Source organism: Flavobacterium sp. 38, assembly GCF_057799715.1.
Genome location: NZ_JBYNWZ010000004.1, coordinates 479,647 through 505,394, shown reverse-complemented (window position 1 = coordinate 505,394; position 25,748 = coordinate 479,647). Strand labels below are relative to the sequence as shown.

The following is a 25,748-nucleotide window of genomic DNA, read 5'->3' as shown; positions in this document are numbered from 1 at the left end:
TGGAAACGGCTCCCCTAGCCCCGATAGAAGCGGAAATCCTTTTTGGGGCGGGGTTCGCCCCAAAAAGATTGCAGCGGATAGCGGGAAATGGCTCCTTATCTTTATTAAATCCCAATTTTTTATCCCGAAGCTTCGGGACCAAATTCCAATCCTGGCGGCCTCGCTGCGCTCAGCCAGATATTTGTTCTTAAATATTTTGGTTTGCCTGAATAGCGTTGCGTGAGACGCACTGCGGTGCGCCTCTACAGGGAAAATTGGCATTTTGAAAATTATACTATTATATAGTGCGAATAAATAAACCCGACAGGTTTTGGAAATCTGTCGGGTTTGATGCCGATTATTTACGAATGAATATAATCTAGCCGTGAAATTACCCCTGAGCTGCGTTCTCTACTTGCATAGTATTATGTAAAAAACAAACCCGACAGGTTCGGAAAGCTATTGGGTCGTGGATTAGAAAAATCACCCTTATATATAATAGAGTAAAGTTCTACATATATATTGTATGTATTTTTGTAATCATGTATATTTGCATTCACAAAATTATAAACAATGATCAAGATTACTTTACCCGATGGGTCAATTAGAGAGTTCGCTTCGGGCGTAACTCCAATGGAGGTCGCTAAAAACATTAGCGAAGGTTTTGCAAGGAATGTCATTTCTGCATCTTTTAATGGTACAACTATTGAAACCGAGACTCCATTAACGACCGACGGTAATCTTATTTTATATACTTGGAATGATGCTGAAGGTAAAAAAGCTTTCTGGCACTCAACTTCGCACGTAATGGCTCAAGCTCTTGAGGAATTGTATCCTGGAATTAAATTAACTCTTGGACCTGCAATTGCTAATGGTTTCTATTATGATGTAGATTTTGAAGATCAGAAAATTTCTGAAGCTGATTTCAAAAAGATCGAAGATCGCATCCTTGAGATTTCAAGAGGAAAGTATGATTTCAAAATGCGTCCGGTTAGTAAGGCGGAAGCATTAGAAATGTATAAAGACAATGTTTACAAGACTGAATTGATTTCGAATCTTGAAGACGGAACTATTACTTTTTGCGATCATGCTACTTTTACTGATTTATGCCGTGGTGGACATATTCCGAATACTGGAATTATCAAAGCGGTAAAAATCATGAGTGTTGCGGGCGCTTACTGGAGAGGTGACGAGAAGAACAAACAGTTGACTCGTGTTTATGGAACTTCTTTCCCTAAACAAAAAGATTTAACTGAATATCTTGAACTTCTTGAAGAAGCAAAACGTCGTGATCACCGCAAATTAGGAAAAGAGCTTGAATTGTTTGCTTTCTCTCAAAAAGTGGGTCAAGGTTTGCCTTTATGGTTACCTAAAGGAGCGGCTTTGAGAGATCGTTTGGAGCAATTCTTAAAAAAAGCACAAAAGAAAGCTGGATACGAACAAGTTGTTAGTCCGCATATTGGTCAAAAGGAACTTTATGTCACTTCTGGTCACTATGCTAAATATGGCGCTGACAGTTTTCAGCCGATTCATACTCCTGCAGAAGGTGAAGAGTTTTTATTGAAACCTATGAATTGCCCTCACCACTGTGAAATATACAATGTAAGACCTTGGTCATATAAAGATTTACCTAAACGTTATGCTGAATTTGGTACTGTATATAGATATGAGCAGTCTGGAGAATTACATGGTTTAACTCGTGTTAGAGGGTTTACTCAAGATGATGCGCATATTTTCTGTACTCCTGAACAATTGGACGAAGAGTTTAAAAAAGTAATTGACCTTGTATTATATGTATTTGGTTCGTTAGGTTTTGAAAATTTTACCGCTCAGATTTCATTAAGAGATCAGGAAGATAGAGAAAAATACATTGGAACAGATGAAAACTGGGAAAAGGCAGAAAATGCTATTATCAACGCAGCAAGAGACAAAGGTCTTAACACTGTTGTAGAATATGGCGAAGCGGCTTTTTATGGTCCGAAATTGGATTTCATGGTAAAAGATGCTTTGGGAAGACAATGGCAGTTAGGAACTATTCAGGTAGATTACAACTTGCCTGAGCGTTTTGAATTAACTTACAAAGGTGCTGATAATGAATTACATCGACCTGTTATGATTCACAGAGCTCCTTTTGGATCCATGGAACGTTTTATCGCAATTTTACTAGAGCATACAGCAGGAAATTTCCCACTTTGGCTAATGCCTGAACAGGCTATTATCTTGTCTTTGAGCGAGAAATACGAAAATTATGCTAAAAAAGTTTTAGATTTGCTAGAAAATCACGAAATTCGCGCCCTAATTGACAACCGAAATGAAACTATCGGTAAGAAAATTAGAGATGCAGAAATGCAGAAAATCCCATTTATGCTTATCGTTGGTGAGGAGGAAGAGAAAAACGGAACAATTTCAATTCGTCGTCACGGGCAGGAAGGAAAAGGAAACATCACAGTTTCTATCGAAGAATTTGCTTCGATTGTAGACGAAGAAATAAAAAAGACATTAAAAGTATTTACAGTTTAACTTAAATTAGAAAGTCATAGCAATAAAAAGTAACAGAGGTTTTCAACCTCGAGTAGAAAAAAAAGATGCACACAGAATAAACAATCTTATTCGTGTTCCAGAAGTACGTCTTGTAGGGGAAAACATTGAACCTGGGGTTTTTAAAATAGCTGATGCGTTACGTTTAGCTGACCAACTTGAGTTGGATTTGGTTGAAATCTCGCCAAACGCTGAGCCACCGGTTTGTAAAATTATGGACTACAAGAAATTTGTTTACGAACAAAAGAAAAGAGATAAGGCTTTAAAAGCTAAATCTTCTCAAGTTGTTGTAAAGGAAATTCGATTTGGTCCTCAAACTGACGAGCATGATTATGAATTTAAAAGAAAGAATGCTGAAAAATTCTTGAAAGAAGGAGCTAAATTAAAAGCTTTCGTTTTCTTTAAAGGACGTTCTATCATTTATAAAGATCAAGGTCAGATTCTATTATTACGTCTTGCTCAAGATTTGGAAGAACATGGTAAAGTTGAAGCTATGCCTGTTCTGGAAGGAAAGAGAATGATTATGTTCATTGCTCCTAAAAAGAAAAAATAGTCTCAGTTAAGAGTTTCGGTGTTCAGCTTCTGAACCTGAAACTTTAAACTTGAAACAAAAAATATAAGTAAGTAAGAATAAATTAAAACACTAGGAAAAATGCCTAAAATGAAAACAAAATCTAGCGCTAAGAAACGTTTTAAAGTTACTGGCTCTGGAAAGATTAAAAGAAAGCATGCTTTTAAAAGTCACATCTTGACTAAAAAATCTAAAAAACGTAAATTAGCTTTGACTCACTCAGCGCTAGTTCACCAAACAGATATGAAAAGCATCAAACAACAATTAAGAATTATCTAATAATTCTTTAGGTTAAAAAATTATTTATATAACCTTGAAGTATGGCTTTAAGTTCCTTTGATTCAATTCAGGACGCCTGCTACAAAAACACATTAAAATTATGCCAAGATCGGTAAATTCAGTTGCTAAAAGAGCAAGAAGAAAAAAAATAATGAAGCAAGCCAAAGGTTTCTTTGGAAGACGTAAAAACGTTTGGACAGTTGCTAAGAATGCAGTAGAGAAAGCAATGTGCTACGCTTACCGCGATAGAAAACAAAACAAAAGAAATTTCCGTTCATTATGGATTCAACGTATCAACGCTGGAGCTAGATTAGAAGGAATGTCTTATTCTCAATTCATGGGAAAAGTTAAAGCTAACGGAATCGAATTGAACCGTAAAGTTCTTGCAGATTTAGCTATGAACCACCCAGAAGCTTTCAAAGCTATTCTTAATAAAGTAAAATAAAACGTTTTATAAACTCAATTTAAGATTACTTACTTATTATAAAAAAACCATCCGACAAGTCGGATGGTTTTTTGTTTTTACTGCAACTTAGTCTGCAAATAATAAATTAAATTTACTAAAAGTAATTTTTAATAAATGCAAAACGCACTCATCAATCATATTCAAAAGTTCGTCAATCTAGAACCTTCAGAGATTGACGTTTTAGAGTCTTGCCTTAGTCTTTCACAAATCAAGAAAAAAGAGCATGTTTTGCAAGAAGGACAAATATGCACTACGATGCATTTTATTGTGAAAGGATGCATGCGACAATATATCATCAACTCTAAAGGGACTGAACAAACGCTTCAATTTGGAATCGAAAATTGGTGGATAACTGATTATTTAAGCTACCTTAATCAAATTCCTTCTCATTTTTATATACAGGCTGTTGAGAGCAGTGAGGTAATTGCTATTGAAAAATCGGTTTTAGATTCTGTTTTAATTCAAATTCCTAAACTTGAAAAGTATTTCAGAATTGTTGCTCAAAAGGCTTTTGGCGCAGCGCAAATGCGAATTAAATTCTTGTTTACCATGTCTGCAGAGGAAAGATATTATCATTTCAAAAATCAGCAGCCAGATTTTGTACAGCGCGTTCCTCAATATATGCTTGCCTCCTACTTAGATTTTTCAGCAGAATTTATGAGTAAAATTAGAGCTGGGAAAGTTTAGTTCTAATATACTAAGGCTCTAAGCCGCTAAGCTACTAAGTTGTTGGAACCTATATTTTTTTTTTAGAAAGACTTATAAACTTAGCAGCTTAAATAATTTCTTGAAGTAGTTCAAGTTTTTGAAAGTATACATTACTGACCTTTGTAATGAACTTTTAAAACAAATAAAAATGAAATCAAGAATTGTTATTCCGCAAGTTGCTCCAGAAGCTTATCAGGCTTTAATGAATTTAGAAAAATATATTTCTTCAACCTCTTTAACTCCTGAACATAAAGAATTAATTAAAATACGTGCATCGCAAATTAATGGCTGTGCATACTGTATTAACATGCATACTGCTGATGCTAGAAAATATGGAATTTCTGAACAAAGAATTTATCTTATTAGTGCATGGCGTGAAGCTGATGTCTACAGTGAAGAAGAAAAAGCAATCCTAGCTTTGACCGAACAAGTTACTTCTATCTCTAATCATGTTTCGGATGAAGTTTATCATAATGCAGCACAATTATTTGATGAAAAATACCTTGCTGAAATCATTCTTGCGATCATTACTATTAACTCATGGAATAGACTTGCAATTACAACTGGTATGCGTGCAGAATAATTTATAAGGATAAGCTTTACAACATTTTCAAACTTTAACATCCCCTCGCCCGGAGGGGTTGTTTGTATATTGTTGTAAATGAATAACCAAAAAATAAAAAATATATTTTTTGCAAAAAACAGGTATTTATACGCTTTCACAGGAACTCAGTTTTTTTATTTTTGGCGCATGATACCAAAAAGAGTACAATTTTCACTCTATATACTTCTAGTTTTTATGGTTTTTTTTGCCTGTGAAAACAAAAAAAAGAATACTGTGAAAATTACAAATGACAATGCCAAGATTGAAAAGGCGATACATGCAGCTGATTATTTCTACAAGAATAAAGAGTTCGATAGCGCATTTTATTTCTACAATAAAGCCAGAACAAAATGTAATCCGAACAGAGATGCAAAAAAGTATGTTTATTGCATGTATTATATGTCCGAAATTCAACAGGACCATCAAGATTATATCGGAAGCACTGCTACTGCAAATGAAACAATCCCATATTTAAATAAAGTAAAAGATCCTAATTATGTATGGAACATTTATAGTGTTTTAGGGAGAAACTATTATTACACTTATGACTATCCAACTGCAATTTACTACTATTCTAAAGCTTTTACTTTAAATACCGACAGGATAAACAAACTCGAAGCAAAAAATAATATAGCCGCAATTTATATTAAACAACATCAGTACAATAAAGCACTTCAATTATTTTCATCAATAAGTAACGAAAAAATTGTACAGCAAAATCCAATATATTATTCAAAAATACTGGATTATATTGGTATTTGTTATTTCAAACTCAAGAATGAGAAAGCTTTGGCTTTTTTCAAAAAAAGTATACAAATAAAGACTGAAGCAAAGTATGAAGATGGCTTAGGCAAAACATATTATAATCTTACGGAATATTATCGTAACAATAAGGCTTTATCGATGATGTACGCCAAATTAAGTTACAAAAATTACACATTATCTGGTAATACTGATGACCGTTTACTTGCTTTACAGTTTATTACAGAAAATAATAATTCAGATATTCAATCTAAAAAAAATGCACTAGTTTATATAAAAATAGCAGATAGTATATATAGAGAAAGACAAAAAGCTAAAAATCAGTTTGCAAAAATTAAATATGACTCTAAAAAGGAACAAGAGGAAAATTTAAAATTAAGTGCCCAAAAAATTAAAAACGAACTTCTATTAGCAAAACAAGAAAGAAGAAATATTACTTTTTACATCATAATTTTAATAGCATCTTGCCTAATTGTCTTTCTCTATATTTTTCTGACTGTAAGAGCAAATCGCCAAAAAATAGAAGCTACTTACAAAAGTGAAACCAGAATTTCCAAGAAATTACACGATGAGCTTGCTAACGATATTTATCATGCACTTGCATTTGTCGAAAACAAAAATCTTTCATCAGAAGAAAACAGAAGTCATTTATTAAAACGATTAGAAGATATTTATTCGCGCACAACAAATATTTCTAAGGATAATAATCTAGAAACGAGTTCTCAAAATTTTATCTCTTCTATTAAAGAGATGATTTCTAGTTTTAATACACCTCAAGTTAATCTTTTAATAAATGGTCTGGATTGTATTTCTTGGAACGACATTAATAAAGATAAAAAAACAGCCGTTTATCGTTCGATACAGGAATTGCTTGTAAATATGAAAAAACACAGTGATGCAAGCTTGGTTGGAATAACTTTTAAGGAATTAGACAATTTTATAATCATTAATTACACAGACAATGGAAGAGGAGCTGACAAAAACAAAATGACGGTAAAAAATGGTTTGCATAATATTGAAAATCGAATTGGTTCCATTGAGGGCGGGATTAAAATTCATTCAGATTTAGGGAAAGGTTTCAAAGTACTAATCAAATTTCCGGTATAATGTTTAAAAATCTACTTTACTTTTTTCCAAAAAAAAAGGTCTTTTTCTGCCTTTTAGCTTGCGGGGTAGTTCTAGCGCTTTGTTTGTCTCTGAAATTTACAGACCCTAAAAAACTACCTTTAAATGACACCAAAATCGACCGTTTGTCACAAATAAAAAAAACACTGGCAAAGGCACATGCTTTTTCAAACGTTGAAAAAGGCGACAGCGCTTATTTTTATTTCAATAAAACTCAATTGTTATGTGAGCCAAAAGAGGACTATGCCGATTATTACGTGGAATCACTAAATAATATGGTAGAAATTTTACAAAGACAAGGTGACTATTATAAAGTAGAAAATATACTCGTAAAAGCTTTACCATACTTAGATAAGACAACAAATGTAAAATACGCCGTTAACACTTATACGTTTATGGCTTACAACTATGATTTTACTTATGATTATGAAAAAGCATTATATTATCATAGAAAAGCATTAAAGAAGGCCTTCTCTACATTTAGAAAATCTCGTATAATATCTGAAATTGCCTTTGTTTACGTGCAGGAAGGAAAATATCAGGAGGCTGTTGATTTACTAGAACCTATAGCTTGGCTGAATATAGAGGACAAAATTACTCCTGCAAACACAGGTTTTCAGCGCACTGCTAAATTGTACAATTTGGGGCTTTCCTACCTTTATCTTGGAAATCATAAAAAAGAAGCTTTTGACTGCTTTACCGAAAGTCTAAAAGTCGCTCTTACTTTAAATGATGACTATGAACTAATTACCTCCTACTATGCTCTTTATAAATATTACGAAAAATACAATAATCCTAAGCTCAAAAAAATTAATATTGAGAAAGCGTATTACTATGCTAAAAAGTCAAACTCTAAATCCTATGAGGTTAACATGTTAGGCTATCTAATTGAGGCAGACAATGCAGCAAACTCAAAAAAGAATTTTAAAATTTATAGTAGAATGCTTGACAGTCTTATTGTGAGCAGAAAAAAAGCAAAAAATCAGTTCGCAAATATTATATATAATTCACAGAAAGATAAAGATGAGAACTTAGAACTTAAAAATTTTAAAGCCGAAAACGAGTTAAAACTCCAAAGGCAAAAAAATAGAAGCTATATCTCTTATATAGTAATTTCAATGAGTATTATAAGTTTAATATTTATATTTTTTTACATAACTGTAAAAGGAAAAAAAGAAAGAAACAATGAAGTTTTCAAGAATGAAATGCGCATTTCTGAAAAATTGCAGTTTGAACTCGAAAAAGACATTGATAAAATTTTGTTGTTTACAGAAAATTACAATCTAGAAAAAGAAGAAAATAAAGAAAAACTTCTATCTCATTTAAACAATATCTATCTAAAAACCAGAAATATTTCTCGAGAAAATAGCGAAATAGCTACCGATGAAAATTTTGAAAAGGCGCTTAAAGAAATGATTTCTGGATATACCAACCAAAACCTAAACATAATAATAAATGGTTTGCATACTTTTTCGTGGTGTAAAATCGAACGAGTGAAAAAAATTACTGTTTATCGTGTTCTTCAGGAAATTTTTGACCAGATGAAAACACTAAATAATGCTTCGTTAGCAAGTATAACATTTAAAAAAGAAGAAAAAAATATCTCGATAACATATAGTGATAATGGCAACGAAATCAGCTCAAAACATATTGTTTTAGAAAAAAGACTACAAAATGTGGAAAACCGTATTAAAACAATAAAAGGAACACTTAATTTTGGCACATATTCCGAGAGCGGTTTTAAAATAAGTTTCAAATTTCCAATATAAGACCATATATGTTTAAAAAAGTTTTAGTTGCCGAAGATCTAGACAGTATCAGCATTGCAGTTGTTCAAGTACTTGAAGAGTTACAAGTTCCTGTAATTCATCACGTGAAATATTGTGACGAGGGTTTGCTCAAAGTAAAAAAGGCATTGGCTGATAAAGAACCTTACGATTTAGTGATTACAGATTTGTCTTTTAAGTCTGATCATAGAAAAGTAAATTTAAATAGCGGCGACGAACTTATTGAAGCCATCAATAAAGTACAGCCAAATATTAAAAAAATTGTTTTTTCTATAGAAGACAAAAGCTACAGAATTAAATCTTTGTTTAATGATTTAGGAATTAACGCCTATGTTACAAAAGGAAGAAACAGTATTTCTGAGTTAAGAAATGCTATTAAAAGCGCCTTTAATAACGAAGAAAAAATTCTTTCTTCAGATCTGTCTTTTAGTTTTAACGATAAAGCGCTTATTGAAATTGAATCGTACGATATTTCTATTTTAAAACTTTTATCTCAAGGATATATTTTAGAAAGTATTTCTAAGGAGTTTAAAGATTTATCTATAACACCAAACGGAACAAGCAGCATCGAAAAAAGAATCAATAAGCTTAAAATTTACTTTAAAGCAAACAATAATGTGCATTTGATTGCAATTGCAAAAGATTTCGGATTGGTGTAATTTTTATGGGCTTTACGGGTTTCCGTAAGGATTACACTTTTGATTCTGCTAAATTTGTGAGTATCTATTAACTGACTAATGAAACCAAGAAGTAAAGCAAGTATTATCTTGTCTAAAATTAATACTACCCAAAATAAAATTATAATGAAAACAATGTTACTTTGCCTTTTTTTATCGATAAGTTTTGCCATTGTTTCTGAAAGAACAGGCTGGCTGGAAATTGACTGGAAAATAATTTTTATTCCAGCTTTATTAGTATTGCAAATTATAATTATCGGTACAGCCTTAAAAAATCGATACAAAAAACATTAATTAATTTTAAGAAAGGCTTAATTATTGCAAGAAGAGAAGATTCATATCTTAGTTTCTTTACATTTTACATGAAAAATACTCTTAGCCTCGTCTTATTATTAATTACATTTATTTCTTTTTCGCAGACCAAAGTTGCCTCTTGGAATATAGAAAATCTCGGAAAATCAAAATCTGATTTCCATTTAAATTATATTGCCAAAACAATTTCTAATTACGATATAATTGCAATTCAAGAAGTTGTTGCCGGAAATGGAGGAGCTCAAACCGTTGCTAAACTTGTCACTTTACTTAACCAAAAAGGAAACAAATGGGATTATAGTATAAGTAATCCTACTTCTAGCAGCAGTTACAAAACAGAGCGTTATGCTTTTATTTGGAAGACTCACAAAGCCAAATTAAAAAACAAACCTTGGCTTGAGAAAAAATATAATCTAGAAATTGATCGGGAACCTTATTTTGCCACGTTTGAAATTAACAAAAAGACGTTCACACTTGTCAATTTTCACGCAATAACACAAAAAAAGCAACCCGAAACCGAAATCAAATATTTCAAGTTTTTACCAAACGAGTATCCAGATTTAAATCTCGTCTTCTTAGGTGATTTTAACTGTCCAGAAAAACACACTGTTTTTAATCCGTTAAAAAAAATGGGATATTCGCCTGTATTAAAAAATCAAAAAACTACTCTTAAGCATAAATGCAAAAACAATATTTGTCTGGCGTCTGAGTTCGACAATATTTTTTACAATACATCTGCACTAAAAGTCAGCAATTCTGGAATTATAAAAACGTATGAAGATTTTGATTCACTTCAAAACGCAAGAAAAGTATCCGACCATATTCCGATCTGGTTTGAATTTTCTTTAAACTAATTACGTTTTAAGCTTCTTTTTTCTGGCAGCAGGAAACAAAACATTATTTAATATCAATCTGTAACCTGGCGAATTTGGATGCAAATCTAAAACTGTTGGCGGATCACCAACTTGATGCTGAAAGTCTTCTGGATCATGTCCTCCAAAAAAGGTAAACATTCCCTTCCCTTTTTCCCCATGGATATATCTCGATTCTCCGTTTAACTCGCAGGTACCCATAATCAAGATATTCGATTTTATCAAAGAAGTATCAAACGATGTTGTCTGCCCCATAAAACCTTTTACCAATTGTGTATGATTTTGGCATAACATACTCGGAATCGGATCCCATTTTGCAGAAAATTCCATTAAAGTAAAGTAATCCTTATCCATTACTATTCGCCTTTTTGTAGTCATATCGATATCTGAAAACTCATAAACTTCAGGTCTTCTTTCCAATGTAAAGTTTTTAAAGGCAAAAGAATTATTATAATTTAATTTTGATTGATAATTTGATTCGCTAGGATCTCCGTCAAACATCGTTTCACAAATATCTACTCCATCGGCAGCAAGCGCAATATCAAAACTATCTGTAGCAGAACACATGGCAAACATAAAACCGCCGCCAATTACAAAATCTCTAATTTTTTTTGCAACAGCTCCTTTTTCCTGAGATACTTTCTCATATCCTAGCTTTGCTGCTAAAGCTTCAGCATCTTTTTTCTGGTCAATATACCAAGGCGTATTTTTGTAAGCGGCGTAAAATTTTCCATATTGTCCGGTAAAATCTTCATGATGCAAGTGGAGCCAATCGTACATTAATAACTGATCGCTCAGAACTTCTTCATCATAAATTGGAGTAAAAGGAATTTCAGCATAAGTTAAAACCAAAGTTACAGCATCGTCCCAAGGCTGTTTCCCTTTTGGCGTATACACAGCAATTTTTGGTGCTTTTTCTAAAATAACAGATTCCATATTTTGAGAAGGACTCGAAATATCATTTAAAATCGATGCCTGTTCACTATCTGAAATTACTTCAAAACTAACTCCTCTTATTTTACATTCTTTTCTAATTTCATCAGCATCAGGCAATAAAAAAGAACCGCCACGGTAGTTTAAGAGCCAGCTTGCTTTATAATCCCTGCTCAAACACCAGTAAGTAATTCCGTATGCCTTTAAATGATTTTGCTGCGTTGTTTCGTCCATCGGAAGTAAGATAAACGACGCCTTTGCATTAAACGTAACTAATAGTATAAAAATGTAGAATAAACTCTTATTCATTAGAAAATTATTTTAGTAAAGATATAAAAGGCTGCAACAAAAAAAGAACACTCAATGTCTTTTCTGACCTAATAGAATGTTAAATAAAAAAGACTTGAAAAAACAAGATTTACATCAAGTGAAAAACAGGTAAAAACACCTATACTTTGGAAGAATTTTCTCTATACATTTGCTATCCCAGGTTCACAAAACTAATCGCTGTAAAAAATTAACCATTATGAAGTTTAATGAAAGTAACAACCAGCAAAAGGGTCTGAATATAATTCAGAAAATAGGTTTATGTGTCCTAGTAATAACAATCATATTGTATTATGTTTTGTCAATTCAGTTTTTGACAGCCTAATTTTTTTAGATTGTCAAAACCGCCAATTCATTTTGGATGGCATAAACAACTAAACCAGCAATATTTCGCGATTCTGTTTTAAGCAATAAGTTGTTCCGGTGTCCTTCTATAGTTCTCGGACTTAAGAAAAGATGTTCTGCAATTTCTGCGGTAGTTTTCTGCTGGCAAATTAATTGGAGAATTTCGATCTCACGAGGCGAAAGGAAATTGGTTTCTAAACCGCCTCTTGCATTTTTAGGAGAAACTATTGTTTCTTGAATTGTTTTTAAGACATTCTCGTTATAATAGAATCCTTTTTTAGCTACTTCGTTGATCGTATGAATTAAATCTTTTGGAGTGGTGTTTTTAATTAAGTAGGCTACGGCGCCAACTTGAATCATATTTGCAATAAACGATTTGGTATCGTAACTCGTTAGTGCTATAATTTTAATATCAGGATACAGCTTTTTAATTATTTTAGTGGCCTCGACACCATTTAAGACCGGCATCTTTAGGTCCATTATTATAATATCTGGCTTAATTTCTCTTTCGTCTAATAGAGAAATAAGTTCATCTCCATTGGAAGCTTCGAAAATAATGTCGATATTTTCTTCTCTCTGTAATAAAAAAGAAATTCCTTTTCGAAACAAAATTTCATCATCGACTAGAGCAATTTTAATAACAGCATTCATCCTATTTGGTTTTGGTCGTTAAATTTGGTTTATCGAAATTACAAAATATGATTTAGAAAAAGTCTAAATACCTTATTTTATTGCCTAAAAACCTACCAAAACACACAAATTTAACTTAGAATGTAAAGTTTACAGCAATTCCGTTATTGATTTCAGACTTAATTTCTATCGTCCCTTCCAAAAATGATATACGGCTATCAATATTTTTCATTCCTAAACCTTTTTGATTTTCCGCATTAGAACCATCAAAACCAACACCATTATCTAGGTAATCACAAGTATTTATTCCGTTTATATTAGCAAAAGAAATCCATATCTGTGTCGCCTTTCCATGACGAAGCGAATTATTCATAAGTTCTTGGAGAATTCTAAAAACATGCAAATGACGGTCTATGTCTTTATCATCAAAATCAATTTCATTTTTATAATGGGTTTTAACCGATTTACTAGATTCAAACTCGTCACACAGCTCTTCAATGCCTGCATGCAAACCAAATTTTTCGAAAACTGGCGGTAGCAGATTGTGGGCAATTTTTCTAGAATTATCTAATGCTTTGTTGGTTAAATTGATTATGTTTTCAGTAATCTCAGCCGTTTCACTTTCAGTAAGATTGGGTGCCGAAAGCAAATGAGTGTTTAAGGAAACAATGTTTAATTTTGAGCTAATATCGTCATGAAGATCTTGCGCTATTCTTTTGCGCTCTTCTTCTTGCGTTACAATAATAGCGTGCAATTGCTCTTTTTGATAACGAAGTATTAAATCTATTTTCTCTAGTTCCTTCTGAATGATTTTTTTTCTAGAAAAATAAAAGAATATAATTAATGCTACTGCAACAATTATGAAAAACAAAGAGATATATAATATTATGGCTACGAGCTCTTTCTCAGGAATATGGCCTGCATTCATATCTTTTTTATGTATGTTATATAATTACGAATTAGTTTTTAAACCTCTTTTCGAAAAGCTCACTTTCCATTCATAAAGAATAAAAAGATAATAAACTACATTCAAAAATGCATTTAACTGCCAACTCAAATATTTCACTTCGGTATTTAAAACTGAAGTCAGATTACCAATAATAAACAATACTGTACTTGACAATAAATATAGAATTATACCCATATTTACATAATAATACGTTTTATTTTCAGTAAGCATATTATAGAAATGCAACAATGCAAAAACAACAATCGACAGAGAGGTCAATGTAATTTCAAACAGATTAAATTTTAAAAACTCTTTTGGCGAATTAACAAACTGTATTGTCAGAGCAAGAAGAGCTACGACAAGCCAAATCTTCACAAATTGCTTTTGAGCTTTAACATTTAAAATGGAATAATAAAACAAACTCAACAATATCATTTGGCCTATAAAGAAACTATTGACCAGAAACAAATTATTCATTTTAAGAGAATACAAAATCTCCATTGAAATCTGTATAAAAAAAATAAATGCCAAGTAAGAAACTAAAAAAACATTAGCTTTTTCCTTTCGGAAAAAGCTAAATGAATATAATATTAGATCAATTAATAAAATCAAATAACCTGAATATATTAAAAAATCAATCATTTTATTTTATTGTCTAAAAAATTAAAAAGGAGGACTTGGACGTGAACCATCGTATACAACTTCTTCACCGCCTTCACAATTATCGTCCTTATCAGCAATACCGTAAACATTAACCCATTTACCAGTTTTGTCATCAAATTTGGCTCCGTTAAAAAGTAACGTTTTCTGTTTATCATCGTTAATACCGATATAAGCCCAAACTGCTTCCGTACCAAGCTCTAATACTTTTTCAAGACTTTTTCTTGGTATCAAATAAGCTTTTACTTTTTTACTTGCATCTTCAATTGTGGTATCGCCTTGAAATCTTTTTTCCCACTCATTTGCAGTTGCTACAGGAATTTGAATAGGTCCTGGAAAAGTTTCTTCATTCATAATTTAAATTTGTTATTGGTTAATAATTAAAAAAAAATTGATAGTTTATAATTGGTTTAGCTAAACTACTGATTTTTATTAGAAGATTAACGTTAAAACATAAAAAAAGCCTTAATAATAAGGCTTTTTAATTTTTTAGAATGGTACATCGCTATCGTCATCATCGTCATTTAAATTACTTCCGAAAGCTTCGTTAGCAGATGGTAAATTTTTAGTTATATATTGATTATCATCATGATTCATTTTAGAAGGCAAGTCATCATAACCTCCTGTAAATTCATCAAGATTATCAAATTTTCCTAAGTGTCCCAAAAATTTCAAACGAATGTTTTCAATACCACCGTTACGGTGTTTTGCAATCATAATTTCAGCCTGACCCGCAGTTGGCGAAGCTTCTTCATCATCCCATTCTTCAATTTTGTAATATTCTGGTCGGTATAAGAACGAAACAATATCGGCATCCTGCTCAATTGCTCCAGATTCACGAAGATCCGAAAGCAAAGGACGTTTACTAGATCCACGCGTCTCAACGGCACGCGACAACTGAGAAAGTGCAATAACTGGAACGTTAAGCTCTTTTGCCAATGCTTTTAAGTTTCGGGAAATTGTCGAAATCTCCTGCTCACGGTTTCCTCCTCCTTTAGCATTTCCTCCCGCAGTCATCAACTGCAAATAATCGATAATAATAATTTTAATACCATGCTGCGACGCCAAACGACGACATTTTGCTCTTAAATCGAAAATAGAAAGTGAAGGTGTATCATCAATAAATAAAGGCGCTTTCTCTAAATCTTTTACTTTAGTACTCAACATGGTCCATTCGTGAGCCTCTAATTTACCGGTACGCAATTTTTCTGATGACAATCCTGTCTCCGAAGAAATAAGTCTCGTAATTAACTGTACAGATGCCATCTCAAGTGAAAACAAAGCTACTCCATGTCCATATTGGATAGCAATATTTCTCGCCATAGAAAGGACAAATGCCGTTTTTCCCATCGCCGGTCTCGCCGCGATAATAATTAAATCCGAAGGCTGCCATCCAGATGTTAGCTTATCCAGATTATGAAAACCAGTTTCTACACCACTTAATCCCTCTTTTTTAGAGATCTCTTCAATTTTCTTTTTAGCTTGTAAAACCAAACTCTGTGCGGTTTCAGAACTACGCTTGATGTTTCCCTGCGTAACTTCGTATAATTTAGATTCAGCCTGATCCAATAAATCAAAAACGTCTGCACTTTCATCATATGATGCTTCAATAATTTCTGAAGAAATTCGAATCAAACTTCTTTGAATAAATTTTTGAAGGATGATACGCGAGTGAAATTCGATATGCGCCGAAGAAGCAATTTTCTGAGTCAGCTGAATTAAATAAAAATCTCCGCCCGCTATATCCAATTTTCCGTTTTTCTTTAACTGAGTCGAAACCGTTAAGATATCAATTGGCTGCGTTTCGGTAAAAAGCTGTAAAATAGCTTCAAAAATATGTTTGTGTGCGTCTTTGTAAAAAGCGTCTGGTTGCAAAATATCAATTACATCGTCAACCCCTTTTTTATCAATCATCATTGCCCCCAACACAGCCTCTTCTAAATCAATGGCTTGCGGTGGCAACTTCCCTTTTTCTAAGTTGATAATTGTGGTTTTGTCGACCTTAACCGGGTTTAAGTTTTTGAAATTTTCCATATAGCGAAAGTAGCAAAATTTAAAAAAAATCTGCTATCGAGTTATAACTAATAATTGTTTATAAATAATACTGATTTGTTCATAACCAAAAAAAAATCCGAAACCGTAGGGCTTCGGATTTTTAATCATTTGATATGAATTTACTCTTTAAACTCGCCCATATTACTGTATTTGTCCATTCTCTGGGCAATTAAGTCGGCTGTTGATAAGTCTTTTAATTCATTATATCCTTTAGTAATGTATTCTGCTACTGTTTTGAAAGTAGTTTCGCGGTCGTAGTGTGCTCCGCCTAGTGGTTCTGGAATTACATCATCAACTAATTTTTGTTTCTTCATGTCAGAAGAAGTTAATTTTAAAGCTTCTGCTGCACGCTCTTTATACTCCCAGCTTTTCCATAAAATAGAAGAGCAAGATTCTGGAGAAATTACAGAGTACCAAGTGTTTTCTAACATATAAACACGATCTCCAACGCCAATTCCTAAAGCTCCACCAGAAGCACCTTCACCTACGATAATCGTAATGATTGGCACTTGTAGACGAACCATTTCGAAAATGTTTCTAGCAATTGCTTCTCCTTGTCCTCTTTCTTCTGCTTCAAGCCCTGGGTATGCACCTGGAGTATCTACTAAAGTAAGAACAGGAATACCAAATTTTTCTGCCATTTTCATTAAACGCAAAGCTTTACGGTACCCTTCTGGGTTTGCCATACCAAAGTTACGATACTGGCGTGTTTTTGTATTATAACCTTTTTGCTGACCGATAATCATAAACGACTGTCCGTTTATCTTACCAAGACCACCAACCATCGCTTTATCATCTTTAAAACTTCTGTCTCCATGAAGTTCTAAGAAAGTCTCTCCGCAGATTGCTTTGATATAGTCTAAAGTATAAGGTCTATTTGGGTGTCTTGACAATTGTACCCTCTGCCAAGCCGTAAGGTTTTTATATATATCTTTCTTAGTCTGTTCTAATTTCTTGTTGATTTCCTTGCACGTTGGGGTCACGTCAACGTCAGATTCTTTCCCAATAATAACGCACTTTTCTAACTGGTCTTCAAGTTCTTTAATTGGAAGCTCAAAATCTAAATATTCCATGGATTTTTGAATTTTGTTTGTAAATCGAACCGCAAATATAAAAATATTATATCATTGGCGAAGTTAATTGTTATTTAAAGTATAAAAATGCATTTTAAAAATAAGGAAACTATTACAAGTTTTCTTTCTTGTTCTGATAATGTTTAAACACACCATTCAGAATAACAGTTATGATAATTATAACCGCTCCAATGTAAAATTCGACACTCATTTTTTCTTTTCCTCCCAAGATAAAATAAGCCAAAACTATTCCGTAAACCGGCTCCAAATTAGTGGTTAGCATTACAGTATAAGGCGTCAATCGTTGCATCACTTTTACTGAAGCCGTAAAAGCATAAGCCGTACAGATTGAAGCCAAAATCAGTAATAAAACCCAGTTATTTAAAGACAATTCAAAAAAATCGGCAGTAAATTTTCCTTGAAATAAAAAATAAATCGTGATAAAGAAAACGCCCGCTCCAAACTCATAAAAAGTAATAACTGAAGGTTCGTGATCTGAAATTAATTTCCCGTTCATTAACGTAAATAAAACGCCTAAAATAATTGCTGCCAGAGCATAATAAACTCCTGTGAGATATTTTATTTCTACCTGAAGAATTAATCCTAAACCTGCAATAATTATAAGTCCGAAGAAAACCTCGTACCAAAGCACTTTTCTTCCGTAAAATAAAGGTTCTAATAAAGAAGCAAAAAATGCTCCTAAAGAAAATATGGAGAGTGTAATGGAAACGTTGGAAACATGAATGGCTTTAAAGAAGAAAATCCAATGAAGCGCAATCAACAATCCAACAAAAATCAACTTAAAAAATTCTTTTATAGGAACTTGAAAAGACTGTTTTTTGAAGGCAATAAATCCGCCAAGAAAAATCATGGCAATCAGCATTCTGTACCAAACTAGATTATCGGCATCAATAGTAATTAAAGCGCCTAGAATAGCCGTAAAACCCCAGATAAAAACAATTAAGTGAAGATTTAAATAACTTTTTAAATTATCGTTTCGCATTACGTAATAGATAAACTGCTAAAATTCCGAAAACAATATTCGGGAACCATACAGCCAATAAAGGTGAAAATGTAGATTTTTCGGCAAGTGTACCAAAGATTTTATCGAAGAATACAAATGAAAACGCAATTGCAATTCCAATAGCAAGGTTCATTCCCATTCCGCCTCGACGTTTCATCGAAGAAACTGAAACCGCAATAATCGTTAAGATAAAGGCAGAAACTGGTATACTGTATTTTTTATAAAGAACAACCAGATACGTATTGATATTTCCAGAACCTCTTTTTCTTTCTTTTTCGATAAAATCAATTAATTTACCCAAAGTCAGCGTTTCGGCAATGTAAACAACTGGCGTTAAGTCGGCCAATTCAAATTTAAAAGCAACATTTCTCTCTGGAAATTTTTCAATTACATCATTCAATTCTCCAACAGTTCTTTTTGTGTAATCGTACAAAACGTAAACCTTCTTTTTCGGATCCCATTTAATACGGCTTGCTGTAATTTTATAGGTTAATTTTTCTTTTTCGAAATGTTCTAAAGAAAAATTAAAAGCTGTTTTAGTTTCTTCATTAAAGCTGTTTACGAAAATAAAATCATTATCATTTATCTGTCTGAAAACGTTAGTGTTTTCACCACGCATGAGCTGTTTACCATTTCCTTTCAGATACGTATACCTAAAATTATTGTAGCCTTCACTTGCTGCTGGAACAATAAAGAATCCCATCAGCAAAACGAAAATAGAAACGATTGTTGCTCCTATTATATAAGGACGCAAAAAACGCGTGTAAGAAATCCCAGAACTTAAAATCGCAATAATCTCTGTATTATTCGCCAGTTTTGAAGTAAACCAAATTACCGACAAAAACAAAAATATCGGAAACAGCGAGTTAATAAAGTAAATCGTGAAATTATAATAATAGAAAGCAATATCTCCAAACGGAATCTTATTTTCTAGCATTTTATTAACCTTCTCAGAAACGTCAATTACGATTCCGATTGGCGCAAATAAAAGAAGCATCACAGAAAAAGTTCCGAGGTATCTTTTTAAAATGTATTTATCTATTATCGACAGCATAAATTTTTTGTTTATTTTGTTTCAGGTTTAATGTTTCAAGTTATCTACACAACCTAAACTTGAAACCTGAAACTTGAAACTTTTTTAAAGTCGTTGGCTCATATTTTTAACCATCATTTCTTTCCATGGTCTAAAATCTCCGGCTAAGATATGTTTTCTAGCTTCACGAACCAACCACATATAAAAACCAAGATTATGAATCGTAGCAATTTGTTTTCCTAAATATTCGTTAGCAGCAAACAAATGGCGCAAATATGCTTTAGAATACTCTGTATCAACAAAAGTATGCCCCATTTCATCGATTGGAGAAAAATCGGCTTCCCATTTTTTATTCTTGATATTGATGGTTCCGTTTGCTGTAAAAAGCATTCCATTTCTTGCATTACGAGTTGGCATAACGCAGTCAAACATATCGATACCTAAGGCAATATTTTCTAAAATGTTTATCGGAGTTCCAACCCCCATTAAATAACGAGGTTTATCTTCTGGAAGAATTTCACAAACCACTTCAGTCATAGCATACATTTCTTCAGCTGGTTCCCCTACAGAAAGTCCGCCAATTGCATTTCCTTGCTGTCCAGCATTGGCTATATACTCAGCCGACTGACGGCGTAAATCTTTATAAGTACTTCCTTGAACAATTGGAAAAAACGTTTGCTCGTAACCGTATTTATAAGGAACTTTTTCCAAATGATTGATACAACGATCTAACCAACGGTGCGTCATGTGCATAGAACGCTGTGCGTAACGGTAGTCGCAAGGATAAGGTGTACACTCATCAAATGCCATGATAATATCGGCACCAATGGTACGCTGAATTTCCATTACGTTTTCTGGCGTAAAAAAGTGGTAAGAACCGTCAATATGCGATTTAAACTTAACTCCTTCTTCCTTAATTTTTCTATTTGATGAAAGAGAATATACTTGATATCCTCCAGAATCGGTCAAAATATTACGATCCCAATTCATGAATTTATGCAGTCCTCCTGCTTTTTCAAGAATTTCAGTTTGCGGACGTAAATATAAATGGTAGGTATTTCCAAGAATAATATCTGGATTGATTTCTTCTTTTAGCTCACGCTGATGCACTCCTTTTACAGAAGCAACAGTTCCAACAGGCATAAAAATAGGCGTTTCAATTACGCCGTGATCTGTAGTAATACTACCCGCTCTAGCTTTAGACTGCGGATCTTTTTGTAATAAATCAAACTTCATAAATTCGTTTTTCTCCCTATTGTTCGGGACGGCAAAGATAATCTAATTTAAAGAATTAGATAATTTGTGAATTAGAAAATTAGAGAATGATTAACAAACTTGAAATCTGAAACCTGGAATTTGGCAAATTAGACAATTGGACAATTAGAAAATTAGATAATGATTAAACAAACTTTAAATCTTAAACCTAGAATTTGGGCGTTCCCTTCGGTCGGGCTATCCGCTATATTCCCGATTAACAAAAACTACGGCTAAAAAGCCTTGTTTTTCTAAATCGGGAGATGCCGCTTCTATCCCTAACGCAAACGTCTTTGTAACAATTAAATGTAAAAACTGCAATTTCCATCATTTAAAATATAATATCGTAACACGATGATTTTGTAACTTTAAAACAATAAACAATTAAATTTTAGAAATCATGATAAATGCTGAAGAAAAACGAGACCAAATCAAAGATGAACAGATTGAAAAAAATCTTGAGAACATGGATTATCCAGCAAACGAAGACATTTACAATCAAGATAATAAATTGGAAGATATCAATCCCGAAGAGATTTCAGGAGAACGCATCATTAACCAGAACAATCACGAATGGAAGCAAAACAGTGACAAAATCGGAAATGATTTGGACATTCCAGGAGCTGAGCTAGACGATGAGATGGAAGATATAGGCTCAGAAGATGAAGAAAATAATTTTTATAGCGAAGGCGATACTGAGTAACAATCTTTTGCTTTCTCTCCAACTTAAAATCTTGCAAAGCGCAAGATTTTTTTATGAATTAAATAAAAATTGTAAAAAATACACTTATAAAAAATCAAAAAGAAAAACAGTCGTTATATTTTTTTAGATAATGTAAAAAAAAGAGCAAATTTTAACAATTGCTGTAAAACTAAAGCAAAAAATCATTTGTCTCCCCGCAAAATAACGTTTACTTTTGCTTCAGTTTAACTTTTACATATAAAATGAAGCCTAACACACAACAATTAAGCGATTTAACGATCCAAGTAAGAAGAGATATTCTTAGAATGGTACATGCTGTAAACTCTGGACACCCAGGTGGTTCTTTAGGTTGTACTGAATTTTTGGTTACACTATATCAAAATATTATGGACCGCAAAGAAGGTTTTGATATGGACGGAATTGGAGAGGACATCTTTTTCCTTTCAAATGGTCACATCTCACCAGTATTCTATAGCGTTCTAGCGCGTAGCGGTTATTTTCCAATTTCAGAATTGTCTACTTTTAGATTATTAAATTCTCGTTTACAAGGACACCCAACAACTCACGAAGGTTTACCTGGAGTTCGTATGGCATCTGGTTCATTAGGACAAGGTTTATCTGTAGCTTTGGGAGCAGCTCAAGCTAAAAAATTAAACGGAGACAAACATTTAGTTTTTACTTTACACGGAGACGGAGAATTACAAGAAGGTCAAAACTGGGAAGCTATTATGTATGCTTCTGCTAAAAAAGTAGACAACCTTATTGCTACAGTTGACGTTAACGGAAAACAAATTGACGGAACAACTGACGAAGTTTTGGCAATGGGAAGCCTTCGCGCAAAATTTGAAGCTTTTGACTGGGATGTTTTAGAAATTACAGAAGGAAACAATATCGATGCTATTATCGCTGGTTTAACTGATGCAAAATCAAGAACAGGAAAAGGAAAACCAGTTTGTATCTTATTGCACACAGAAATGGGTAATGGTGTAGACTTCATGATGCACACACACGCTTGGCACGGTAAAGCTCCAAACGATGACCAATTGGCAGCTGCATTAGCTCAAAATTATTCTAAAGACCAAGTAGACTATTAAAAAAAGTGTTCAGTATTCAGTAAAAAGTGTTCAGTGAAAAACGTAGAACCTTAACAGCTGAAAAACTTAGAACCTCAAAAGATAAACAATGAAAAAATATACAAATACAGGAAGTAAAGATACTCGTTCTGGTTTTGGAGCGGGAATGACGGAATTAGGTCAGAAAAACGAAAATGTTGTAGCATTATGTGCTGACTTAATTGGATCATTAAAATTTGATGAATTCAAGAAAAATCACCCAGAGCGTTTTTTCCAAATCGGAATCGCTGAAGCAAACATGATTGGAATCGCTGCAGGTTTAACAATTGGAGGAAAAATTCCTTTTACAGGAACTTTTGCTAACTTCTCTACAGGAAGAGTTTACGATCAAATTCGTCAATCTGTTGCTTACTCAGACAAAAATGTAAAAATCTGTGCTTCTCACGCAGGTTTAACTTTAGGAGAAGATGGGGCAACTCACCAAATCTTAGAAGATATCGGATTAATGAAAATGTTGCCAGGAATGACTGTAATCAATACTTGCGATTACAACCAGACTAAAGCTGCAACATTAGCATTAGCAGATCACCACGGTCCAGCATATTTACGTTTCGGACGTCCAGTTGTAGCTAACTTCACTCCTGCTGACGAGCCATTCGTAATTGGAAAAGCAATTATGTTAAACGAAGGAACAGATGTTACCATCATTGCAACAGGACACTTAGTTTGGGAAGCTCTTATTGCTGCTGAAGCTCTTGAAGCAAAAGGAATTTCTGCTGAAGTAATCAACATCCACACTATCAAACCTCTTGATGAAGAAGCTATTCTAAAATCTGTTGCTAAAACTAGATGTGTAGTTACCGCAGAAGAGCACAACTACCTTGGGGGTCTTGGAGAAAGCGTTTCTGGCGTATTAGCTTTAAACAATCCAACTCCGCAAGAATTTGTGGCTGTAAAAGATAGTTTTGGAGAATCTGGAACTCCAGAGCAATTAATGGAAAAATACAAATTAAACAATCAAGCAATTGTTGAAGCTGTAGAAAGAGTTATTAAAAGAAAATAATTTAAAGTTTTCTTATTACTTTATAAAAACCTCGGAATTTACATTCCGAGGTTTTTTTATGGCCTTTTTTCACCCTTTCAATATTCTTTTTTCTTTTAGTTTATTACTTTAAACCAAAACTTTTAAACTCACAAACATCATTAATACAAGAGAAAAAAACAACAAAAAAAGCCTCGAAATCTAAATTTCGAGGCTTTTTCTATATTAAACTATTTTTTAATTCTTTTGATAAGGATATGTTTTATCAAGATGAATTCTTAAACGCCCTGGCGCTGTATAATCCTCAGGAACAAACAAGCGAGGATTTGTTATAGACTCCGGTTTTGTAGGATCTGTAAGCTCTCCTGTTGGTCTTCTAGGAACACCCCAAGTCTCTGTTTCATCAACATTTGGTGTAGCAGGATTGTCTCCAATTGGATCATAAGGATAATACAAACTAATTCCCGTAACTGGAGCTCCAGTAGGTTTTGTAATTTCAAAACGAGTTAAATAACCGTCCCCATCGTCATCATGATCTAAGAAGTCTGGAATTAAATCTCCATCAGAATCGTCTGGATTAGCAGGCGGATTAGGATATAATGTTGTATTTCTGTAGTCACGAACATATCCATCTCCATTTAAATCTTCCTGATAATCAAAAATACCATCAGGATTCAAAACTAATTCTCCAGCTGTAGAATAACCATTATTTTCATGATCCAATCTCTTGTAATCGTATAATTTTATAGTAAAAATTAAAGGAGAATATGCTGGAATTGTACCTCCACTAGAACTACCTGCGTAATACCCTAAACCAGAAGGAATAAACAAAACTCCAGCTCCAAAGTCTTGGTAATTTGCAGATCCGTCTTCATTATAAGTAGTTGTACCAGTTTTAAATTGTGGAAATAATTCACTCCAACCTAATATAGTTTGAAATAAATCTAGAGAAGTCTTAGGATAAACCACTTCTTCAAACAATGTTGTGGTTAAATGAGTAGGCTCAGAAGCCGTTGCATCAACACGCTTTAAATACTCTCCTCTATAAGCCGTTACTACTCCATCTGTATTCATCGGAGAAGTACCTGAACCTTCTCTCAAAACTAAATAGTATGCTTTATAAGTTATTCCGTGTACGTATGGTATCTCTCTTAAAAGCAGTTTTGGATAAGTCGGACTATTTAAATAAGACATTACAGAAGGCTGAGTTGCTGGATCGGTTATTTTCGTAAAAGTAACATCCATATTAGCAGACACAGTAATATAATTGGTATTCAAATATTCTTCAATATTTGCATTATCAGTATTAAATTGCTCTTGATAATCCCTAAGCGGAACAACTACTGGATCATCGTCATCCTTTTTATTACAAGAAACGATGGCAAGACCAGCAAGTAACAAAACAAAATAATATTTAAATTTATTCATTATTAGCATTTTTTTAGGTGCGCAAGATACAATATTGATTTATTTTTGTAAAGAATTTAACTTCTATTTTAGAAAAATTATGAGAATAGATAAATACTTATGGTGCGTTCGATATTACAAGACTAGAAACATGGTTACAGAAGCTTGCAAAAAGAACCAGATCACTGTAAATGGGCAAGTTGCAAAACCATCAAAAGAGGTATTTCCAACAGACAAGATTACCTTTAGAAAAGATCAAATTACACAAATTATAACAGTTTTAGACATTCCGCAAAATCGTGTCGGAGCAAAATTGGTAGATATTTATCAAAAAAACGAAACTCCGCCAGAGGCGTTTGCACATTTAGAGATGTTAAAACTATCTAAAGAACATTCTAGAAGAACTGGTGCAGGACGCCCGACTAAAAAAGACCGAAGAGACATTGACGATTATGGAGACGATTTTATTGATGAGGAAGATGATGAGATTTAAATTCCAAATCTTAAATTCCAAATTCCAAAAAACTCACAAAACCTAAAAAATAGATTCCAAATTCCAA

General features: G+C 33.1%; 27 protein-coding genes. 16 read left to right on the top strand and 11 right to left on the bottom strand.

The features are described from left to right. The 12 genes from AC3E9W_RS13605 to AC3E9W_RS13550 all read left to right on the top strand — a co-directional run. Positions 1-223, top strand: a 223-nt coding sequence (locus tag AC3E9W_RS13605) for a hypothetical protein (RefSeq protein WP_488768766.1), incomplete at its 5' end; no start/stop codon positions are given. 329 nt (positions 224-552) lie between these two features. Continuing rightward, positions 553-2,499: a threonine--tRNA ligase gene (gene thrS / locus AC3E9W_RS13600; RefSeq protein WP_488768765.1), complete on the top strand. Its 1,947-nt coding sequence runs from the start codon at positions 553-555 to the stop codon at positions 2,497-2,499. Between the two features lie 16 nt (positions 2,500-2,515). Beyond that, a complete protein-coding gene (gene infC / locus AC3E9W_RS13595) occupies positions 2,516-3,070 on the top strand; it encodes a translation initiation factor IF-3 (RefSeq protein WP_111286002.1) in 555 nt (184 codons plus the stop codon). 99 nt (positions 3,071-3,169) lie between these two features. After that, positions 3,170-3,367 (top strand): 50S ribosomal protein L35, encoded by a 198-nt coding sequence (rpmI, locus tag AC3E9W_RS13590; protein WP_026727505.1) that lies wholly within the window; start codon positions 3,170-3,172, stop codon positions 3,365-3,367. Between the two features lie 100 nt (positions 3,368-3,467). Continuing rightward, complete coding sequence (gene rplT / locus AC3E9W_RS13585; protein WP_035649542.1) at positions 3,468-3,812, top strand: 50S ribosomal protein L20; 345 nt, start codon at positions 3,468-3,470, stop codon at positions 3,810-3,812. 135 nt (positions 3,813-3,947) lie between these two features. After that, positions 3,948-4,520 (top strand): Crp/Fnr family transcriptional regulator, encoded by a 573-nt coding sequence (locus tag AC3E9W_RS13580; RefSeq protein ID WP_488768764.1) that lies wholly within the window; start codon positions 3,948-3,950, stop codon positions 4,518-4,520. A gap of 169 nt (positions 4,521-4,689) precedes the next feature. Then, entirely contained in the window at positions 4,690-5,124 is a 435-nt protein-coding gene (locus AC3E9W_RS13575) for a carboxymuconolactone decarboxylase family protein (RefSeq protein WP_488768763.1), read from the top strand. A 78-nt stretch (positions 5,125-5,202) separates the two neighbouring features. After that, the gene (locus tag AC3E9W_RS13570) at positions 5,203-7,014 is read left to right on the top strand and encodes a tetratricopeptide repeat-containing sensor histidine kinase (protein WP_488768762.1); all 1,812 of its coding nucleotides are present in this window, start codon (positions 5,203-5,205) and stop codon (positions 7,012-7,014) included. A gap of 143 nt (positions 7,015-7,157) precedes the next feature. Then, positions 7,158-8,801, top strand: coding sequence for an ATP-binding protein (locus AC3E9W_RS13565; RefSeq protein WP_488768761.1), 1,644 nt, complete (start codon positions 7,158-7,160; stop codon positions 8,799-8,801). Between the two features lie 8 nt (positions 8,802-8,809). Further along, entirely contained in the window at positions 8,810-9,478 is a 669-nt protein-coding gene (locus AC3E9W_RS13560) for a DNA-binding transcriptional response regulator (RefSeq protein ID WP_456897326.1), read from the top strand. 144 nt (positions 9,479-9,622) lie between these two features. Continuing rightward, positions 9,623-9,790 (top strand): hypothetical protein, encoded by a 168-nt coding sequence (locus tag AC3E9W_RS13555; protein ID WP_164515346.1) that lies wholly within the window; start codon positions 9,623-9,625, stop codon positions 9,788-9,790. 68 nt (positions 9,791-9,858) lie between these two features. Continuing rightward, positions 9,859-10,662, top strand: coding sequence for an endonuclease/exonuclease/phosphatase family protein (locus tag AC3E9W_RS13550; protein WP_488768760.1), 804 nt, complete (start codon positions 9,859-9,861; stop codon positions 10,660-10,662). On the opposite strand, the gene AC3E9W_RS13545 is transcribed toward AC3E9W_RS13550, so the two are convergent. The 10 genes from AC3E9W_RS13545 to tgt form a co-directional block, all read right to left on the bottom strand. Then, entirely contained in the window at positions 10,663-11,922 is a 1,260-nt protein-coding gene (locus tag AC3E9W_RS13545) for an asparagine synthetase B (protein ID WP_306161334.1), read from the bottom strand. It lies immediately after the preceding gene. A gap of 348 nt (positions 11,923-12,270) precedes the next feature. Next, complete coding sequence (locus tag AC3E9W_RS13540; RefSeq protein ID WP_306161337.1) at positions 12,271-12,936, bottom strand: response regulator transcription factor; 666 nt, start codon at positions 12,934-12,936, stop codon at positions 12,271-12,273. Positions 12,937-13,051: 115 nt separating this feature from the next. Continuing rightward, positions 13,052-13,843 (bottom strand): sensor histidine kinase, encoded by a 792-nt coding sequence (locus tag AC3E9W_RS13535; protein WP_488768759.1) that lies wholly within the window; start codon positions 13,841-13,843, stop codon positions 13,052-13,054. Between the two features lie 24 nt (positions 13,844-13,867). Next, entirely contained in the window at positions 13,868-14,239 is a 372-nt protein-coding gene (locus tag AC3E9W_RS13530) for a hypothetical protein (protein ID WP_488768758.1), read from the bottom strand. A 288-nt stretch (positions 14,240-14,527) separates the two neighbouring features. Beyond that, positions 14,528-14,878: a hypothetical protein gene (locus tag AC3E9W_RS13525; RefSeq protein WP_456897315.1), complete on the bottom strand. Its 351-nt coding sequence runs from the start codon at positions 14,876-14,878 to the stop codon at positions 14,528-14,530. 135 nt (positions 14,879-15,013) lie between these two features. Next, positions 15,014-16,558 (bottom strand): replicative DNA helicase, encoded by a 1,545-nt coding sequence (gene dnaB / locus AC3E9W_RS13520; RefSeq protein ID WP_306161346.1) that lies wholly within the window; start codon positions 16,556-16,558, stop codon positions 15,014-15,016. Between the two features lie 140 nt (positions 16,559-16,698). Continuing rightward, entirely contained in the window at positions 16,699-17,652 is a 954-nt protein-coding gene (locus tag AC3E9W_RS13515) for an acetyl-CoA carboxylase carboxyltransferase subunit alpha (RefSeq protein ID WP_306161348.1), read from the bottom strand. Positions 17,653-17,764: 112 nt separating this feature from the next. Next, positions 17,765-18,655 carry a DMT family transporter gene (locus tag AC3E9W_RS13510; RefSeq protein WP_379701273.1) on the bottom strand — a complete coding sequence of 297 codons (891 nt, stop codon included), beginning with the start codon at positions 18,653-18,655 and terminating at the stop codon, positions 17,765-17,767. After that, positions 18,642-19,730, bottom strand: coding sequence for an LptF/LptG family permease (locus AC3E9W_RS13505; RefSeq protein WP_488768757.1), 1,089 nt, complete (start codon positions 19,728-19,730; stop codon positions 18,642-18,644). Before AC3E9W_RS13505 ends, AC3E9W_RS13510 begins: the two co-directional genes overlap by 14 nt. 84 nt (positions 19,731-19,814) lie before the next feature. Continuing rightward, positions 19,815-20,945, bottom strand: a complete 1,131-nt coding sequence (gene tgt, locus AC3E9W_RS13500; protein ID WP_026727521.1) for a tRNA guanosine(34) transglycosylase Tgt — start codon at positions 20,943-20,945, stop codon at positions 19,815-19,817. A 418-nt stretch (positions 20,946-21,363) separates the two neighbouring features. On the opposite strand from tgt, the gene AC3E9W_RS13495 reads away from it, so the two are divergent. The 3 genes from AC3E9W_RS13495 to AC3E9W_RS13485 all read left to right on the top strand — a co-directional run bounded on the left by AC3E9W_RS13495 (position 21,364) and on the right by AC3E9W_RS13485 (position 23,802). After that, positions 21,364-21,666: a hypothetical protein gene (locus AC3E9W_RS13495; protein ID WP_306161354.1), complete on the top strand. Its 303-nt coding sequence runs from the start codon at positions 21,364-21,366 to the stop codon at positions 21,664-21,666. A 242-nt stretch (positions 21,667-21,908) separates the two neighbouring features. Next, positions 21,909-22,760, top strand: coding sequence for a transketolase (locus AC3E9W_RS13490; protein ID WP_306161356.1), 852 nt, complete (start codon positions 21,909-21,911; stop codon positions 22,758-22,760). Between the two features lie 88 nt (positions 22,761-22,848). Then, positions 22,849-23,802, top strand: a complete 954-nt coding sequence (locus tag AC3E9W_RS13485) for a transketolase family protein (protein ID WP_306161358.1) — start codon at positions 22,849-22,851, stop codon at positions 23,800-23,802. Positions 23,803-24,018: 216 nt separating this feature from the next. On the opposite strand, the gene bamM is transcribed toward AC3E9W_RS13485, so the two are convergent. Beyond that, the gene (bamM, locus tag AC3E9W_RS13480) at positions 24,019-25,209 is read right to left on the bottom strand and encodes a BamM family beta-barrel-assembly machinery protein (RefSeq protein WP_488768756.1); all 1,191 of its coding nucleotides are present in this window, start codon (positions 25,207-25,209) and stop codon (positions 24,019-24,021) included. 79 nt (positions 25,210-25,288) lie between these two features. Between bamM and AC3E9W_RS13475 the strand changes: the two genes are divergently transcribed. Beyond that, a complete protein-coding gene (locus AC3E9W_RS13475; RefSeq protein WP_306161362.1) occupies positions 25,289-25,681 on the top strand; it encodes an RNA-binding S4 domain-containing protein in 393 nt (130 codons plus the stop codon). Positions 25,682-25,748 lie beyond the last annotated feature (67 nt).